Raw genomic sequence first — 14,822 nt, 5'->3', positions numbered from 1 at the left:
ATCAATCGAATGATTAAAGTCAAGTGCGGTCAAGCGGCTTGCCAACTCTGGCCGTGCGCGCTTTAGTGCCTGGCCATGGGCAAGGAAATCGAGCGTAAATTCCTGGTCTCAGGTGAGGAATGGCGGGCAATGGTCGAGGCGGACATTCATATCCGTCAATTCTATCTTGTCGCCGAACCCAGCCGTACGGTTCGTGTTCGCATCAGCAACGATGCGGCCGCCAAGCTGACGCTCAAGTTCGGCAGCCAGGCACGCGAGCGCGATGAATTCGAATATCCGGTACCTTTGGCGGAGGCGCAAGAGATGCAGGCTTTTGCCATCGGACATGTCATCGAGAAGACACGCCACCATGTTAAACATCGCGGCTATCGCTACGAAGTCGATGTCTTCGGCGGGACGCTTGCGGGGTTGGTGATCGCCGAGCTCGAGACGCCGGATGATATACAGGACGAAATGCTGCCAGATTGGCTCGGCCGTGAAGTCACCGGCGAGCCGAGATTTTACAACGCGTCGCTCGCCCTTGGGGGGATTCCGGAGATCGTCGCATGAGCTTTCGTATCGATCCGCGCATGTCGCTGACCGGAGAGGTCAGGCGCATCCTCGCCGAGGAGATCGGCAAGGTGATCGACCATCTGAACGCGGCGCGTGACAGGCCCGAACCGGGGCTGCACAAATGCCGCAAACGGCTGAAGAACGTCCGCGCCTTGCTGCGCCTTGTCCGTTCCGGAGACGAAACATTCTGCGTGACGGAGAATCGGTGCTACCGCCAGGTGGCGGCCCTGCTTGCCGGCCCGCGCGAGGCGACCGCGCTGGTCGAAACAATCGACCGGCTGGCGGCAAGCTTTCCCGAGCAAAGTGCCGGCGATGGCCTCGGTGCGGTGCGTGACAGGCTCGTCGCGCGCCAGCATGAACTGCATGGCGGAGCAGGCCTCGATGCTGCGATAGGCGCGGCGATTTCCGCTTGCGAGGAAGGTGTCGCCCGGATCGACAAGCTCGCTCTGCCCGACAAGCCGGAGCAGGCTGCCGACGTGCTCGCCGAAGGCGCGCGCACCACTTTGCGCCGTGCCAGGAAAGCGCTGGACAGGGCGGCTTCGCGCGGCGAAGCCGATGACTTTCACGACCTGCGCAAGGCGGCCAAGACGCATGGCATGCACCTGTCGCTGCTCGGCCGGCTGTGGCCGACGCCGATCAAAACGCGGCGCAGGGCCGTCGACGAATTGGGCGAGCGGCTCGGCGAGCTGCACGATGTGTTCGTCATGCGCGCGCTTCTCGATGCCGAGGACCAGCCACTCGGTCCTGCTGAAGAGACGCGGTTGCTTGCCAAGCTGCTGAAGCGTTCGGAAAAGAGCCTGAAAAAGACCTGTCTCGCCGAGGCGGCCGAGCTTTTCGGCGACAGCCCGAAGCGCTCGACGAGGAAGTTCGCCCGTAAGGCGCGCGAAGATCTCACAGTTGCGCACGAAGACGCCGGCACGCCTGGCGTGGGCTGATCATGGTCTAACTTGCCGCCCTGTGGTAATCGCCGTCTGGCATGACCGAGCCCGGCGACACGCTTCTGGACCGACTTGGCCGCTGGCTTGCCGGCCGGCTGCAGGAGGAATCGTCCGGCTACGAGCCTTACACGCCGTCGGACGCCGAAACGTTGCGCCGCACGCTCGAGCCCGGCGACATCCTGCTCATCGAAGGTAACCAGAAGATCTCGGCGGCGATCAAATACCTCACCCAGTCGACCTGGTCGCATGCCGCCTTCTATATCGGCGATGCATTGCCGGAGCCGGAGGACGGATCGGAGCGGCGGCGCCTGATCGAGGTCACGCTCGGCGATGGCTGCATCGCCGTGCCGCTGTCGCGCTATCGCAGCTACAACACCCGCATCTGCCGGGCGAGTGGCCTGGCGCCGGACGATCGCGAAGCGGTCGTCGCGTTCATGATCGGCAGGCTCGGTCTCAGATACGATCTCAGGAACATATTCGACATGCTGCGCTACTTCTTGCCGACGCCGCCGGTGCCGGTGCGCTGGCGCCGCCGCATGCTGGCTTTCGGTTCCGGCGACCCGACGCGCGCCATCTGCTCGTCGCTGATCGCCGAGGCGTACGGCCTGATCCGCTACCCGATCCTGCCGGAGATTACCCGGGCGCCTGGCCGTGCCTCGGCCCAGTCGAGCTATTCGCGCAGGGAAATCCTGCACATCCGCCATCACTCGCTCTACACGCCGCGCGATTTCGACCTGTCGCCCTATTTCCGTATTGTCAAGCCGACGCTGGAATACGGCTTCGACTACCGGCAGATGGTCTGGGATGACAAGGTGGCGAACAAGACCGCCGAATAGCCGCTCGATCTTGTGTTTGAGCAGGGGACCCTCTGAGAACCGGTTTGCGGCCGATACTCAGGGGGTAAGAAGCTCAGTCAGACTGGCTGCCGCCAACAGCCCGGACTCGGTCGTTCTGCATTTTGACCTAGGCCGGCAGACGTCGTCCGTTTGCGGCAGCCGCAACTCGATCGTCGGTCCGTGCGCCTGCGTCGCGCGGATGCGGCCCGATCGGCATGATCACCGGGAACGGCGTTGCGCCGAACGCAAACGTCCATTTGTAGCCGACCAGTCGGTCTTCAGGCGTCGTGTGCTGGTCGTGATGAGCAAGCAATTTGGCGCGCTCCGCCAATTCCTCCGCCTCGCGCCTGACCATTTCCGCCGTTTCCGGCCGCATCCGCCTGGAGAAGCTGACGAACGTCGACTCGCGCTCAAGATGGGTGATGGCCCAGCCGATGAAATTCTTGTTGGTCGTCTCGAACAGCGGCCGCAATGGCCCCTCGAAATTCCACTGGATCGGCGCCTCGATCAGCAGCCTTGCCGACAGGCCGCGACCGAGCGCGACCAGGCCGAGTTCCTCGAGCTCGCGCAGATAGAGGAACATCGAAGCCTCGCTCAGCCCTTGTGAGCGCATGATGCCTTCGGGCGTGAATTTCTCGGAAAGCATGACAAAGACGAACAGCAGTGCCGGCCGCCCGGCGAGCTTGCGCTCGATCTCCGGCGCGATCTGGTTGGCGGGTCCTGGTCCTCTGTTCATAGAGCCGAGCACGTTCTCCAACTCTACGCCGGCGGCAGTGCAGATCTCCATCAGCCGGTCGAGCTTGCAGTTGCGCTCGTGGAAGATGCGCTTCACCGTCGGCTCGGAAACACCCATCCGCTCGGCAAGGACGCGATAGGTGATGCCCTTTGCCTTAAGCGTCCGCTTCAGCGCTTCGAAGATCAGGCCGTTCATGGGATGCACCTCTTTTGCACGATTTGGTATCAGCCTTCGGTACTAGTCCTGATAGCTCTTCCCGAAAAGTATCGAAAAGCCTAGCTCTCCGCCAGTCCATTACAGGAGACTAGCCATGAAGAGCCTCTTCACCTCGATACTTCTCGCCCTGGTCGGCATCGCCGCCGCGCCGGCAGTTCAGGCCGCTGAACTGTGGCGCACCGGCGGCCTCGAGCAGCCTGAATCGGCGCTGTTCGACGCCGCCGGCCAGCGCGTTATCGTCTCGAACATCGTCGGCAATCCCGGCGAAGCCGACGGCAACGGCTATCTGTCGATCCTGTCGATGGACGGCAAGCTCGTCACGCAACACTGGACCGACGGCATGGACGCGCCCAAGGGCATGGCGATTGTCGGCGGCAAACTCTACGTCGCCGACCTCACCCATGTGCGCGTCGTCGACCTCGCAAGCGGCAAGCTAACATCGACGATCGACGTGCCGAACGCGGTCTTTCTCAACGACATGACCGCCGACGCGTCCGGCAAGATCTACGTCACGGATATGCTTGCCGATACGATCTATCGCATCGACCGCGACCGGCCCGAACTGTTCGTCAGGGATGCGGCGCTTGCTTCGCCGAATGGCATCTTCGCCGATGGCGGCCGGCTGATCGTCGCTTCCTGGGGCAAGGGCATCAAGCCCGACTTCAGCACCGCGGAGCCGGGCGGCCTGCTCTCGGTCGATCTTGCTACCAAGGCCGTTTCGCCACTGACTGGCGCGGAAAAGTTTGCCAACCTCGATGGCGTCGTTGCCATCGGCGGCAGCATCTACGCCACTGCCTATATGACCGGCACGCTCTACCGCTACAAAACCGGCGGTACGCCGCAAGCGGTTGCGACGTTCAAACCGGGCAGCGCCGACATCGGCACCGACGGCAGGTCGACAATCTTCGTGCCGCTGATGAACGAGGGCGAGGTCTCAGCGTTGGGCCTCGACTAAGCCGGCGTTGCCAGCTCAGGCGGCGGGCGCGGCTCTCCTCAGCTGCGCCCGCGCATCCGTGATCGAGGCGCGTAAGTCACCAGCGGCCGCTTGACGCCGTGGTTGATCAGCATGCGGCGTATCCTGCGCTGAAGCGCCTGATATAATGAAGCGAACGCCGGCGCGGCTCGCCTTGTGGGCCCGCGCCCTCGATGACATTGGCTGCCGTCGAATCGAAGAACGGCACCGCCGAACAATCGAGGATGAAGTTCCTGCGCTGGCGTGGTCGGCGACGTCTTCCTGCACCAAGGATTGATGATCTGCCTCCAAACATGCAGCACTCTTTGCCAGCCGATGCACTGTGATGCTACAAACCTCGGCATCGTTTGGCGGGACATCCACTGCGATCCCGATTTCACAGGCACGACTTCAAAAGGATGAGCGGGTGAAGATATTCAAAGCGTTGGCAACCTCGACAGCCTTGCTGTCGATGGTTTTCCTGCTGGCAGGCTGCGGTCATGGCCTGATCAACAGGCTGATTTGAGTCAGGTGCCGTCGGCCCGCCCAAGCCATCGCTGCAGGAACCGTGCCGCAAGCCAGCACAGCATCGCCCAGGCAAAGCCGGCGCACCAGCCGGCCAATACGTCGGACGGCCAGTGGACGCCGAGATAGATGCGGCTGATGCCGACCACCACTGTCGTCAGCACCGCCAGCCCGAGTACATAGATCTTCGTTGTGCGCCCGGGCAAAACCCGCGCCGCCATGCTGCCCAGCGTCAAATACGTCACCGCCGACAGCATGGCGTGGCCGCTCGGAAACGAAAGCGATGCCACATCGGCGAGATGCGAGACCAGATCGGGGCGCGGCCGGTCGATATCGAATTTCAGCACGCTTGACAGGAGCTGGCCGCCCGCTACCGCGACGAACATGAGAAGCGCCGCGCCTGGCCTGCGGACAAGAAGCAGATAGACGATCATTGCTGCCGTGATCAGCAGCAGTACGCTGGCGCTGCCGAGGCTGGTGATGTCGCGCATCGCCCCTTCCAGCCACGCCGGTCCGATCGGATTGTCGGGCTGGCCGGCCTTGCGGAAGGCAAGCAGGATTTCGGTGTCGAAGGCATGCGGCGTGGTCGCCCGCGCCAGCTCCATCAGCTCCTCGAACCCCCACAGCCCGCCGGCAATGACCAGCCCGGCCAGCAGAACCGGGAACTCCAGCCAGTTGGGCAGTCTGCTTGCAATCTTCTTCATCGGCCCGATCGCAGTTACAGCCTTTGCAGATAGGGCCCGAGCGTGATCAGCGCCACAGCTGCGATGGCAAGCACGATGCCGGTTGCCTGCAAGGCATTGACGCGTTCGCCGAAGAAGACCAGCGCCACCACATTCACCGACACCAGCTGGATCACCGCCGACAGGCTGAACGACACCGACATGCCGAATTCACGGATCAGCCTCAGCATGATCAGATTGCCCAGCGAGTAGAGCGCCAACGTCAGCACGATCTTGCCGAGGCTCGGCGCCAGCCCCCACTGTTTTGCGGCCATCGCCGCCAGCAGGAAGATCACCGTCGAGACGCAGAGCTGCCCAAGTCCCCAGAAACTCACTTTTGTTCCTCCCGATGCGGTCCCTACCGCCTGCCGCAGCTCTTGTTTCCGAAGCGCCGGTCGCGGTCAAGCGGGGCCGATGTTGGATACGAAATCGCAGGTGGCAATTTAGCCGGCATGTCATCAAACTGTGACCTGCCGGTAATACCGGATTGGCCAGGCAACACGCTCCAGCAATCCATCCAGCCAGAGGCAGGCCCTATGACCGAACATCGCACCCCTGACGCCCATTTCCGCACCAGCCTGCTCGAGGAAAACGATGGGCCAGGAGCCAATCCCACCGACAACCGCACCATGGGTGAGATCATCGCCGCGCGGTTCTCACGCCGCGGCTTCCTCAAGGGTTCGCTTGCCGTCTCGGCCATAGCCGCTACCGTCAGCCCGCTGGCGCTGATCACCGCCGACAACGCCCGCGCCGGCGAAGGCTCCGCCTTCGCTTTCGACGAGCTCGAGGCCGGCATCGACGACAAGCATCACGTCGCACCTGGCTATGACGCCGACGTGCTGCTGCGCTGGGGCGATCCGCTGTTCGCCGATTCGCCGGGATTCGATCCGACAAAACAGTCGGCGGAAGCCCAGGCCAGACAATTCGGCTACAACAACGACTATGTCGGTTATATCCCGATCGACGGCTCGGCCGAGCACGGCCTGCTGGTCGTCAATCACGAATACACCAATCCGCACCTGATGTTTCCGGGCCTCGTCACCATCGTCGATGGCAAAGCCAAGCAGGCGCCCCTCAGCAAGGAGCAAGTCGATGTCGAGATGGCCGCGCATGGCGGCACTATCGTCGAGATACGCAAGGTATCAGGCAAATGGCAGGTCGTTCGCGACGGCAAGCTCAACCGCCGCATCACCTCCAACACCGAGATCGCGCTCTCCGGCCCGGTCGCCGGCCACGACCGCGTCAAGACCAGCGCCGATCCGACCGGCACGAAGGTCATCGGCACCATCAACAATTGCGCCGGCGGCGTCACGCCGTGGGGCACCTATGTCATGGCCGAGGAGAACATCCACGGCTATTTCTCGGGCGAGCTGCCGCAGGGCCACAAGGAGGCGGCCAATTACAAGCGCCTCGGCATTCCCGAAGGTGCCTATGAATGGGCAGCGCATTACGACCGTTTCGACATCGGCAAGGAGCCGAACGAGCCGAACCGCTTCGGCTGGATCGTCGAGGTCGACGTCCAGGATGCGACTTCGGCGCCGAGGAAGCGCACCGCGATGGGCCGCTTCAAGCATGAGGGCGCCGAATCGATCGTCGCCCAGGATGGCCGTGTCGTCTTCTATCTCGGCGACGACGAGCGCTTCGACTATGTCTATAAGTTCGTCACCACAGGCAAGTTCGATCCGGACAACCGCGCCGCCAACATGGATTTGCTCGACGACGGCACCTTGCATGTCGCCAAGTTTGCCGACGACGGTTCGGTCGAATGGCTGCCGATCGTCTTCGGCCAAGGGCCGCTGACGGCGGAGAACGGCTTTGCCGGCGAGGCCGATGTGCTGATCGAGACGCGCCGCGCCGCCGACCTGCTCGGCGCCACCAAGATGGACCGCCCGGAAGACATCCAGCCCAATGCCGCCAACGGCAAGGTCTATGTCATGCTGACCAACAATTCGAAGCGCAAGGCCGACCAGGTCGACGCCGCCAACCCGCGTGCCGAAAATGCCTTTGGCCACATCATCGAGATCGTCGAGGACGGCGGTGATTTCACCGCGACAAAGGGCAGGTGGGAAATCCTGCTGAAATGCGGCGATCCCGCTGTGGCCGACGTCGGCGCCACCTTCTCGACCGCAACCACCGCCAATGGCTGGTTCGGCATGCCGGACAATTGCACGGTAGATTCGGCTGGCCGCCTCTGGGTCGCCACCGACGGCCAAGGCCCGAAAGCCACCGGCCGCACCGATGGTCTGTGGGCTGTCGATACGGAGGGGACGGCACGGGCGACATCAAAGCTGTTCTTCCGCGTGCCGATCGGCGCCGAAATGTGCGGTCCCCTGTTTGCGCCGGACGACCAGACCGCCTTCGTTGCGGTCCAGCATCCGGGCGACGGCGGCGAGGACTGGGAGGCTTTCGGCCGTCCGTCCTACTATGAGGATTTGTCGACGCGCTGGCCCGACTTCAAGCCGGACATGCCGGTGCGCCCGGCGGTCGTTGCCATCACCAGGCAAGGCGGCGGCAAGATCGCGGTCTGACACGCAGCCAGCTCTTGCAGTCTCAAGGAAGGATTTCGGCGGTACGAAATCCTTCCTTCCGATACGGGATGCATCCATGCTGCGCATCATGCGCCGACTAATCATTCGGTGCGCTGAACCACGGCCACATTCATTGTGCTTCGCAACCTGAAGCCGATGGACTCGTATAACGCTATGGCCGCGGCGTTGCTGGCATAGGCGTGGAGATAGGGAACTTCGCCGCGCGCCACTATCCGGTTTGCCACTAATAGGGACAGCAGCTTTCCTAGGCCACCGCCGCGAAATTCCGGATGTGAGCACACCCCGCTGAGTTCGGTATAGCCAGGTTGCTTCATGCGCTCGCCGGCCATTGCCGCGAGCCTGCCCTCGATTTTCACACCCCAAAAATCGCCCAGGCTCAAGGCTTCGAGCGTGAATGGGCCAGGCTTGGTGAGCAATGCCAGGGCGAGCATCTCAGCAGCATCGTCTCGGGTCAGACGATGCACGCGCGGGTCGGAGACGATCTGCAATGGCTGCTCGGCGATCATCTGAACCCCGGCTGCGGTCGAAGTCGCGGAAAGCCCCGTGGGCAGAGCAATCGCGTCCGCTTGAAGCAGGATCATACTCTCGCCCGGGGAGACAAGGTTTTCGAGCGCCCGCAGGCTTTCCGGGTCGTCCGCGCCAGTGGCGGCGAAAGGGACGATCGACGGCCGATATCGCATGGCGAGGTTGTCACCCTCCGCGAAGGCCCGATGTCGCGTCTGAAGCGCGCTCCAGATAGGGCGGTCGAGCAGATGTCTCATTGCGCGGCACCCTCAGGCTTATTTACACGACGGTCGAGAGGAGCAGCGGCGAGGCCGTCCTCGATGGCAGCCAGCTGCTCAAGAAGCGGCCCCGAAAAACCTGCGCACAAATCCGCGACCACGTTCTCGATGCAAGGCCAGACGTCGCGCTTTGCGACATCGACCAGCCGCTGGCCGTCCCGAGTAAGCGAGACGATCCTGCGCCGCTGGTCATCGGTCGACGGACTGACTTCGAGCAGTCCCAATTCGGCCAGAAGCGAGACGCTTCGCGTTACGCCTGGCTGCGCGATGCCAAGGGATTGCGCCAGTTCCCCGACCGACAGCGGACCCAGCCTGTCGAGCGCGGCCAGCAGCGGGTATTGGCTCGCCTGAACCGGGACATCCAGCCTGTCGAGCAGGCGCTGCGCCTCCGCTTGCAGTTGCTCGCCTATACGCTTCAGCCTGCTGCCCAGGCACAGAAAGCCAAGCGATCGTATGACGTCTTCCATAGGCCAATTCATCCCCATGAACACCGATAACATGATATATAACAATGCATGAAAAGCAAGATCGAGGCATTCAAGCGCGGGTTCCAGGCATCGGGCGCAGGCCTATCGCCTTCGGCAAGGAAAGGTCGATCGGTCAGGCTGCTTCGCCTGGACGAGGCCCGTTCGATCAGTTGCGCAGCCGGTAGCCGGTCCTGAAGATCCAGGCGACGATCGTTATGCAGATGAGCAGGAAGACCACCGTCATGCCGAGGCTGACGCCGACCGAAACGTCGGACTTGCCGTAGAAGCTCCAGCGGAACCCACTGACCAGGTAGACCACCGGGTTGAACAGCGTCACCGTGCGCCAGATGCCGGGCAGCATGTTGATCGAATAGAAGCTGCCGCCGAGGAAGGTCAGCGGCGTGATGATCAGCAGCGGCACCAGCTGCAGCTGCTCGAAGCTCTTCGCCCAGATGCCGATGATAAAGCCGAACAGGCTGAAGGTCACCGCCGTCAGCACCAGGAAGGCGAGCATCCAGAACGGATGCTGGATCGTCAGCGGCACGAACAGCGAGGCCGTCGCCAGGATGATCAGGCCAAGCACGATCGACTTTGTCGCCGCGCCCCCGACATAGGCGATGACGATCTCCAGATAGGACACCGGCGCGGACAGTAATTCGTAGATCGAGCCGACGAATTTCGGAAAATAGATGGCGAAAGAGGCGTTGGAGATCGATTGCGTCAGCAGCGACAGCATGATCAGCCCCGGTACGATGAAGGCGCCGTAGCTGATGCCGTCGATCTCGGTGATGCGCGAGCCGATGGCCGAACCGAAGACGACGAAATAGAGCGACGTCGAAATCACCGGCGAAACGATGCTCTGCAGCACAGTGCGAAGGGCGCGCGCCATCTCCACCCGATAGATCGCCCATACCGCATGAAGATTCATGGCCGCGCGCAGGTTCATGCCGGTTTCCTCACCAGGTTGACGAAGATCTCCTCGAGCGAGCTGTTTTCCGTATCGATGTCGCGGAACTGGATGCCGGCCGCCTCGAGCTCGCGGATCAGCGAGGCGACGCCCGGCCGTTCGCTCTGGTTGTCATAAGTATAGGTCAGCTGTCCGCCATCCGGCGAAAGCTCCAGCGCGTAGTGCGAAAAAGCATCGGGAACGGTGGCCAGGGGACTGCGCAGTTCCAGCACAAGCCGTTTGCGGCCAAGCTTGCGCATCAGCTCGGCCTTGTCCTCCACCAGCACGATCTCACCGCGGTTGATGACGCCGACGCGGTCGGCCATCGCCTCGGCTTCTTCGATGTAATGCGTGGTCAGGATGATGGTGACGCCGTCTTCGCGCAGCCGGCGCACCATCGCCCACATGTCCTGGCGCAGCTCGACGTCGACGCCTGCCGTCGGTTCGTCGAGGAACAGGATGCGCGGTTCGTGCGACAGCGCCTTGGCAATCATCAGCCGGCGCTTCATGCCGCCGGACAGCGTGATCGCCTTGGCGTCCTTCTTGTCCCAGAGCGACAGGTCGCGCAGCACCTTTTCGACGAACGCCTTGTCCGCCGGCTTGCCGAACAGGCCGCGGCTGTAGTTGACCGTCGCCCACACGCTCTCGAAGGCGTCGATGGTCAGTTCCTGCGGCACCAGCCCGATCAGACTGCGCGCGGCGCGGTAGTCGCGGTTGATGTCATGGCCGTCGACGGTGACGGAACCCGACGAGCGGTTGACGATGCCGCAGACGATCGAGATCAGCGTTGTCTTGCCGGCGCCATTCGGCCCGAGCAGCGCAAAGATCTCGCCGCGCACGATGTCGAGATTGATCTCCTTCAGCGCCTTGAAGCCGGTGGCGTAGGTCTTGGTGACCCCGGAAATCGAGATGATCGGCTGCATGGCTGAAAACGACTGCTTGAAACAGAGTTGTTGATTTAATCCGCTGAATGTCGGTCCGCAAATCCGGATGTCAATGGCGCTCCCGACAGTTCTGGACATCGAGGTTCGCCGGAATAGGCAACACCTGCCCGGTCGTCCAGCCAAATTCCACGCAAAAGCAGATTAACCGCACTGCGGCGTTCCGCCTCGCGGCGGGACGCCGCTTTGACCGTCCGGTGCATCAAGCCTATCCTTCAACAAACAAGCAGCAGCCGGAGCCGCCATGGACCCGCTCATTCTGTCGCGCATACAGTTCGGCGCGAACATCTCGTTCCACATCCTGTTCCCGGCGATCACCATCGCGCTCGGCTGGGTGCTGCTGTTCTTCAAGCTCCGCTACAACGCGACAAACGATTCCGCCTGGATGCGCGCGTATTTCACCTGGGTTAAGGTATTCGCGCTGTCCTTCGCCATGGGCGTGGTTTCCGGCGTCACCATGAGTTTTCAGTTCGGCACCAACTGGCCGGGCTATATGGAGACGGTCGGCAACATTGCCGGCCCGCTGCTGGCCTACGAAATCCTGACCGCCTTCTTCCTCGAGGCGGCGTTCCTCGGCATCATGCTGTTCGGCTTCCGCCGCGTCTCGAACCGCGTCCATACGCTGGCGACGGTGCTGGTGGCCGGCGGCACCACCTTGTCCGCCTTCTGGATCATCGCGCTCAATTCGTGGATGCAGACACCGGCCGGTTTCGAGATGCGCAATCGTGTTGCGCACGCCACCGACTGGTGGGCCGTTGTCTTCAATCCGTCCATGCCCTACCGGCTCGTTCATATGCTGCTTGCTTCGGGGCTGACCGTCTCGTTCCTGATCGCCGGCCTGTCGGCGCTGCGCTATCTCTACGGCGATCGCTCGGAATCGATGTGGAAGGCCCTGCGCACCGGCGTCTTCACCGCCGCTATCCTGATTCCCATCCAGATCTTTGCCGGCGACCAGCACGGCCTCAACACGCTGGAACACCAGCCGCAGAAGATCGCCGCCATGGAAGCCAACTGGAACACCGGTCCCAACGTGCCGTTGGTGCTGTTTGCTCTTCCCGATGAAGCGGCCAAGCAGAACAGGTTCGAGCTCACCATTCCGGATGGCGCCAGCCTCATCCTCAGGCACAGCGCCGGCGGCATCGTGCCGGGTCTGAACGATTATGCCGGCAACCATCCGCCCGTATTTCCGGTGTTCTGGGGCTTTCGCATCATGGTCGGCACCGGCCTCCTGATGCTCGCCGTCTCCTGGTCGGCGGCCTTCTTCCTCAAGCGCCGCCACGGCCTGCCCAAGCCGCTGGCGCTTGTCATGGTGCCGATGGCGCTGTCCGGCTGGCTGGCGACGCTGGCCGGCTGGTACACCACCGAGATCGGCCGCCAGCCCTGGCTGGTCACCGGCGTGCTGCGTACCGCCGATGCTGTCGGGCCGGTCGCCGGCAGCCATGTCGCGCTGTCGCTCGCGGTCTATCTCATCCTCTACGTGCTGCTCTTGATCGCCTATCTCGGCGTGTTGGTGCATCTGGCATTGAAGGCGGCGAAGGATGGTGACACCTCGCCGCTACCGGGCGTCATGAACAGGCCGCTGTCGCAGCCGGTTGCGCAACCAGGAGAAACATCATGAGCGTCGACTGGCCGACCCTGCTGCCTCTGATCTTCGCCGGGCTGATGGGCCTCGCTATCCTGATCTACGTCATCCTCGACGGCTTCGATCTCGGCATCGGCATCCTGTTCGCCGCAGCCGAAGACACCGAGCAGGATACGATGATCGCCGCCATCGGCCCGTTCTGGGACGCCAACGAGACCTGGCTGGTGCTGGCGGTCGGCCTGCTGCTGGTCGCCTTCCCATTGGCGCACGGCACCATTCTGACGGCGCTCTACATTCCGGTCTTCGTGCTGCTGGTGGGTTTGATCCTGCGCGGCGTCGCATTTGACTTCCGCGCCAAGGTGCCGGCCGGCAGGAAGCACCGCTGGAACCGCATCTTTTTCCTCGGCTCGGTCATCGCGTCGCTGGCGCAAGGTTATATGCTCGGCGTCTATGTGCTCGGCCTCGACGTCGGCCCTGGCGGCGTCGCTTTCGGCGCGCTGGTGGCGCTCTGCCTTGCCGCGGCCTACGCGGCGATGGGAGCGGCCTGGGTCATCTACAAGACGGAAGGCGATCTGCAGAAGAAGGCGGTGCTGTGGCTGCGGACGGCGCTGGTGCTGACCGCGCTCGGCATGGTCGCGGTATCGCTGGCCACGCCCTTTGCCAGCGCGCGCATCTTCGACAAATGGTTCGTCTGGCCGGCCATGCTCTATTTGTCGCCACTGCCGATCCTGTCGGCAGTGCTGTTCCTGTGGCTGTGGCGCCAGACCTTCCATCTGCCGAAACCCGGCGACCGCCACGCGCTGCTCCCGTTCCTGACATTGGCCGCGATCTTCACGCTCGGTTTTGCCGGCCTCGCCTGGTCGTTCTACCCCTTCGTGGTGCCCGACCGGCTGACCATCTGGCAGGCTGCTTCGGCACCCGAAAGCCTGGCGGTCATCCTGGTCGGGACGGTCGTCGTGCTGCCGATCATCATCTTCTATTCGTTCTTTGCCTACCGGGTGTTCGCCGGCAAGGCGACGGATCTGACCTATGACTGACCGGCATCGCCGTCGCAGCCTGAAACAGAATATTCATCTTCAAGCGGAATAACCTTCTCTGGCCGGACCAGCAGAATCGCCGGCAAGAAGAAGGGCAACAGAATGAACCCCTTTTCTGCGGCAGGACAGGATCGGCTGCTGCTTTTGCTGATCCGGACGGTCGCGCTGATCGGCGCACTCGCGCTTGCCGGCCTGCTGCCGGCCATGCCGCAGGCGCATGCCCAGGACGCGGCCAACTGGACGGGCGTGTGGGACACGAAGTGGCGCGGCGGCGGCGCCCAGATCAAGTTCGAGCAGACGGGCACTGACGTAAACGGCGTGTACCCGCTTTATAACGGCCGTATCGAGGCTAAGGCCCGATCAGCTACGTTACGTCCTGGCCGAGCTGCGCAAGCTGCTGATTGCCCATCCGCGCGTCATCGATGAGCCGTGCCGCGTGCGCTTTGCCGGCTTCGGCGCCTATTCGCTCGATATCGACGTGTTCACTTATGTCAAAACCGCCGACGTGGCCGATTTTCAAGCCATACGCGAGGACATCCTGTTGTCCATGATCAACATCATGGATGATGCCGGCGCGCAGTTCGCCTTCCCTTCGTCACTGGAATACAGAGCCACCGACCTTCCGGTCGACGACGAAAAACGCATCGCCGCGGAGAAAAGGGTCAGCGATTGGCGCGAGGCGCAAAATCTGCCTTTCCCCGACTTCAGCCAGATCGACAAATTCGCCCTCAACAACACACTTGCCTACCCGCCTGAGGGCTCGGCGCATTATCGCGAGACAGAGCCCGATCCGGACTCGGCCGAGGCAAAGGCGACGCTGGAGAAGGTGCGCTGGAGCCTGCCTTGGAAAAAGGGGGACTAGTGCGAAGCGCGGAAACTGCTGATCTCCCCCCTTGAGGGCAGGGCTATCGCATTTGGATTCTTACGAAGATGGACCCCCACCCTAACCCTCCCCACAAGGGGGAGGGAATGCTGCCGCGCGCCCTTACTTCCCCTTTTGGCGCCGAAAGGCAGGCAAATTTGCCGAGGTCAGCGCCAACG

General features: G+C 62.8%; 16 protein-coding genes and 1 pseudogene. 9 read left to right on the top strand and 8 right to left on the bottom strand.

The window, feature by feature from the left end; translation table 11 throughout:
* Positions 1-75 precede the first annotated feature (75 nt).
* From NKH49_RS10125 to NKH49_RS10115, 3 genes are read left to right on the top strand one after another with little or no spacing between them, the layout of a single operon-like run.
* Positions 76-549, top strand: coding sequence for a CYTH domain-containing protein (locus NKH49_RS10125; RefSeq protein WP_352614767.1), 474 nt, complete (start codon positions 76-78; stop codon positions 547-549).
* Positions 546-1,487 carry a CHAD domain-containing protein gene (locus tag NKH49_RS10120; RefSeq protein WP_352614769.1) on the top strand — a complete coding sequence of 314 codons (942 nt, stop codon included), beginning with the start codon at positions 546-548 and terminating at the stop codon, positions 1,485-1,487. Before NKH49_RS10125 ends, NKH49_RS10120 begins: the two co-directional genes overlap by 4 nt.
* A gap of 41 nt (positions 1,488-1,528) precedes the next feature.
* On the top strand, positions 1,529-2,326 hold the full coding sequence (locus NKH49_RS10115) for a C40 family peptidase (RefSeq protein WP_352539806.1): 798 nt from the start codon (positions 1,529-1,531) through the stop codon (positions 2,324-2,326).
* 127 nt (positions 2,327-2,453) lie between these two features.
* Here the strand turns inward: NKH49_RS10115 and NKH49_RS10110 are convergent, their stop codons facing one another.
* Positions 2,454-3,257 carry a helix-turn-helix domain-containing protein gene (locus NKH49_RS10110; protein WP_352451850.1) on the bottom strand — a complete coding sequence of 268 codons (804 nt, stop codon included), beginning with the start codon at positions 3,255-3,257 and terminating at the stop codon, positions 2,454-2,456.
* Positions 3,258-3,372: 115 nt separating this feature from the next.
* Between NKH49_RS10110 and NKH49_RS10105 the strand changes: the two genes are divergently transcribed.
* Positions 3,373-4,233 (top strand): SMP-30/gluconolactonase/LRE family protein, encoded by an 861-nt coding sequence (locus NKH49_RS10105; protein WP_352614771.1) that lies wholly within the window; start codon positions 3,373-3,375, stop codon positions 4,231-4,233.
* 15 nt (positions 4,234-4,248) lie between these two features.
* Here the strand turns inward: NKH49_RS10105 and NKH49_RS10100 are convergent.
* The 3 genes and pseudogenes from NKH49_RS10100 to NKH49_RS10090 all read right to left on the bottom strand — a co-directional run.
* A pseudogene (locus NKH49_RS10100) lies at positions 4,249-4,498 on the bottom strand (sodium-independent anion transporter); the annotation flags it as partial.
* 259 nt (positions 4,499-4,757) lie between these two features.
* The gene (locus tag NKH49_RS10095) at positions 4,758-5,459 is read right to left on the bottom strand and encodes a phosphatase PAP2 family protein (RefSeq protein WP_352925997.1); all 702 of its coding nucleotides are present in this window, start codon (positions 5,457-5,459) and stop codon (positions 4,758-4,760) included.
* 14 nt (positions 5,460-5,473) lie between these two features.
* Entirely contained in the window at positions 5,474-5,812 is a 339-nt protein-coding gene (locus tag NKH49_RS10090) for a hypothetical protein (protein ID WP_023679017.1), read from the bottom strand.
* Positions 5,813-6,013: 201 nt separating this feature from the next.
* Between NKH49_RS10090 and NKH49_RS10085 the strand changes: the two genes are divergently transcribed.
* A complete protein-coding gene (locus NKH49_RS10085; RefSeq protein WP_352925995.1) occupies positions 6,014-8,005 on the top strand; it encodes a PhoX family protein in 1,992 nt (663 codons plus the stop codon).
* Between the two features lie 101 nt (positions 8,006-8,106).
* Here NKH49_RS10085 and NKH49_RS10080 read toward each other — a convergent pair whose 3' ends face one another.
* The 4 genes from NKH49_RS10080 to NKH49_RS10065 all read right to left on the bottom strand — a co-directional run bounded on the left by NKH49_RS10080 (position 8,107) and on the right by NKH49_RS10065 (position 11,144).
* Positions 8,107-8,787 (bottom strand): GNAT family N-acetyltransferase, encoded by a 681-nt coding sequence (locus tag NKH49_RS10080; RefSeq protein ID WP_352614776.1) that lies wholly within the window; start codon positions 8,785-8,787, stop codon positions 8,107-8,109.
* Positions 8,784-9,275, bottom strand: a complete 492-nt coding sequence (locus tag NKH49_RS10075; protein WP_352925993.1) for a MarR family winged helix-turn-helix transcriptional regulator — start codon at positions 9,273-9,275, stop codon at positions 8,784-8,786. The genes NKH49_RS10080 and NKH49_RS10075 overlap by 4 nt, the downstream gene beginning before the upstream one ends.
* Positions 9,276-9,441: 166 nt before the next feature.
* On the bottom strand, positions 9,442-10,203 hold the full coding sequence (locus NKH49_RS10070; protein ID WP_352614795.1) for an ABC transporter permease: 762 nt from the start codon (positions 10,201-10,203) through the stop codon (positions 9,442-9,444).
* Between the two features lie 14 nt (positions 10,204-10,217).
* Positions 10,218-11,144 (bottom strand): ABC transporter ATP-binding protein, encoded by a 927-nt coding sequence (locus NKH49_RS10065; RefSeq protein ID WP_352472842.1) that lies wholly within the window; start codon positions 11,142-11,144, stop codon positions 10,218-10,220.
* Between the two features lie 262 nt (positions 11,145-11,406).
* Here NKH49_RS10065 and NKH49_RS10060 point away from each other — a divergent pair, with 262 nt between their 5' ends.
* From NKH49_RS10060 to NKH49_RS10045, 4 genes are all read left to right on the top strand, one after another.
* Positions 11,407-12,780 carry a cytochrome ubiquinol oxidase subunit I gene (locus NKH49_RS10060; protein WP_352614778.1) on the top strand — a complete coding sequence of 458 codons (1,374 nt, stop codon included), beginning with the start codon at positions 11,407-11,409 and terminating at the stop codon, positions 12,778-12,780.
* Positions 12,777-13,781 carry a cytochrome d ubiquinol oxidase subunit II gene (locus NKH49_RS10055; RefSeq protein ID WP_352457875.1) on the top strand — a complete coding sequence of 335 codons (1,005 nt, stop codon included), beginning with the start codon at positions 12,777-12,779 and terminating at the stop codon, positions 13,779-13,781. Before NKH49_RS10060 ends, NKH49_RS10055 begins: the two co-directional genes overlap by 4 nt.
* A 102-nt stretch (positions 13,782-13,883) precedes the next feature.
* On the top strand, positions 13,884-14,207 hold the full coding sequence (locus NKH49_RS10050; protein ID WP_352614782.1) for a hypothetical protein: 324 nt from the start codon (positions 13,884-13,886) through the stop codon (positions 14,205-14,207).
* Complete coding sequence (locus tag NKH49_RS10045) at positions 14,113-14,643, top strand: hypothetical protein (protein ID WP_352926037.1); 531 nt, start codon at positions 14,113-14,115, stop codon at positions 14,641-14,643. Before NKH49_RS10050 ends, NKH49_RS10045 begins: the two co-directional genes overlap by 95 nt.
* Positions 14,644-14,822 lie beyond the last annotated feature (179 nt).

Origin of the sequence: Mesorhizobium sp. M1088, assembly GCF_040318575.1 — a bacterium.
Lineage (GTDB): Bacteria > Pseudomonadota > Alphaproteobacteria > Rhizobiales > Rhizobiaceae > Mesorhizobium.
This window is presented reverse-complemented; position numbering and strand designations above follow the sequence as displayed.

Coding starts and splice junctions, on each gene's coding strand:
- NKH49_RS10125 (WP_352614767.1), top strand. CDS start 76: ATGGGCAAGGAAATCGAGCGTAAATTCCTGGTCTCAGGTGAGGAATGG.
- NKH49_RS10120 (WP_352614769.1), top strand. CDS start 546: ATGAGCTTTCGTATCGATCCGCGCATGTCGCTGACCGGAGAGGTCAGG.
- NKH49_RS10115 (WP_352539806.1), top strand. CDS start 1,529: ATGACCGAGCCCGGCGACACGCTTCTGGACCGACTTGGCCGCTGGCTT.
- NKH49_RS10110 (WP_352451850.1), bottom strand. CDS start 3,257: ATGAACGGCCTGATCTTCGAAGCGCTGAAGCGGACGCTTAAGGCAAAG.
- NKH49_RS10105 (WP_352614771.1), top strand. CDS start 3,373: ATGAAGAGCCTCTTCACCTCGATACTTCTCGCCCTGGTCGGCATCGCC.
- NKH49_RS10095 (WP_352925997.1), bottom strand. CDS start 5,459: ATGAAGAAGATTGCAAGCAGACTGCCCAACTGGCTGGAGTTCCCGGTT.
- NKH49_RS10085 (WP_352925995.1), top strand. CDS start 6,014: ATGACCGAACATCGCACCCCTGACGCCCATTTCCGCACCAGCCTGCTC.
- NKH49_RS10080 (WP_352614776.1), bottom strand. CDS start 8,787: ATGAGACATCTGCTCGACCGCCCTATCTGGAGCGCGCTTCAGACGCGA.
- NKH49_RS10075 (WP_352925993.1), bottom strand. CDS start 9,275: ATGGAAGACGTCATACGATCGCTTGGCTTTCTGTGCCTGGGCAGCAGG.
- NKH49_RS10070 (WP_352614795.1), bottom strand. CDS start 10,203: ATGAATCTTCATGCGGTATGGGCGATCTATCGGGTGGAGATGGCGCGC.
- NKH49_RS10065 (WP_352472842.1), bottom strand. CDS start 11,144: ATGCAGCCGATCATCTCGATTTCCGGGGTCACCAAGACCTACGCCACC.
- NKH49_RS10060 (WP_352614778.1), top strand. CDS start 11,407: ATGGACCCGCTCATTCTGTCGCGCATACAGTTCGGCGCGAACATCTCG.
- NKH49_RS10055 (WP_352457875.1), top strand. CDS start 12,777: ATGAGCGTCGACTGGCCGACCCTGCTGCCTCTGATCTTCGCCGGGCTG.
- NKH49_RS10050 (WP_352614782.1), top strand. CDS start 13,884: ATGAACCCCTTTTCTGCGGCAGGACAGGATCGGCTGCTGCTTTTGCTG.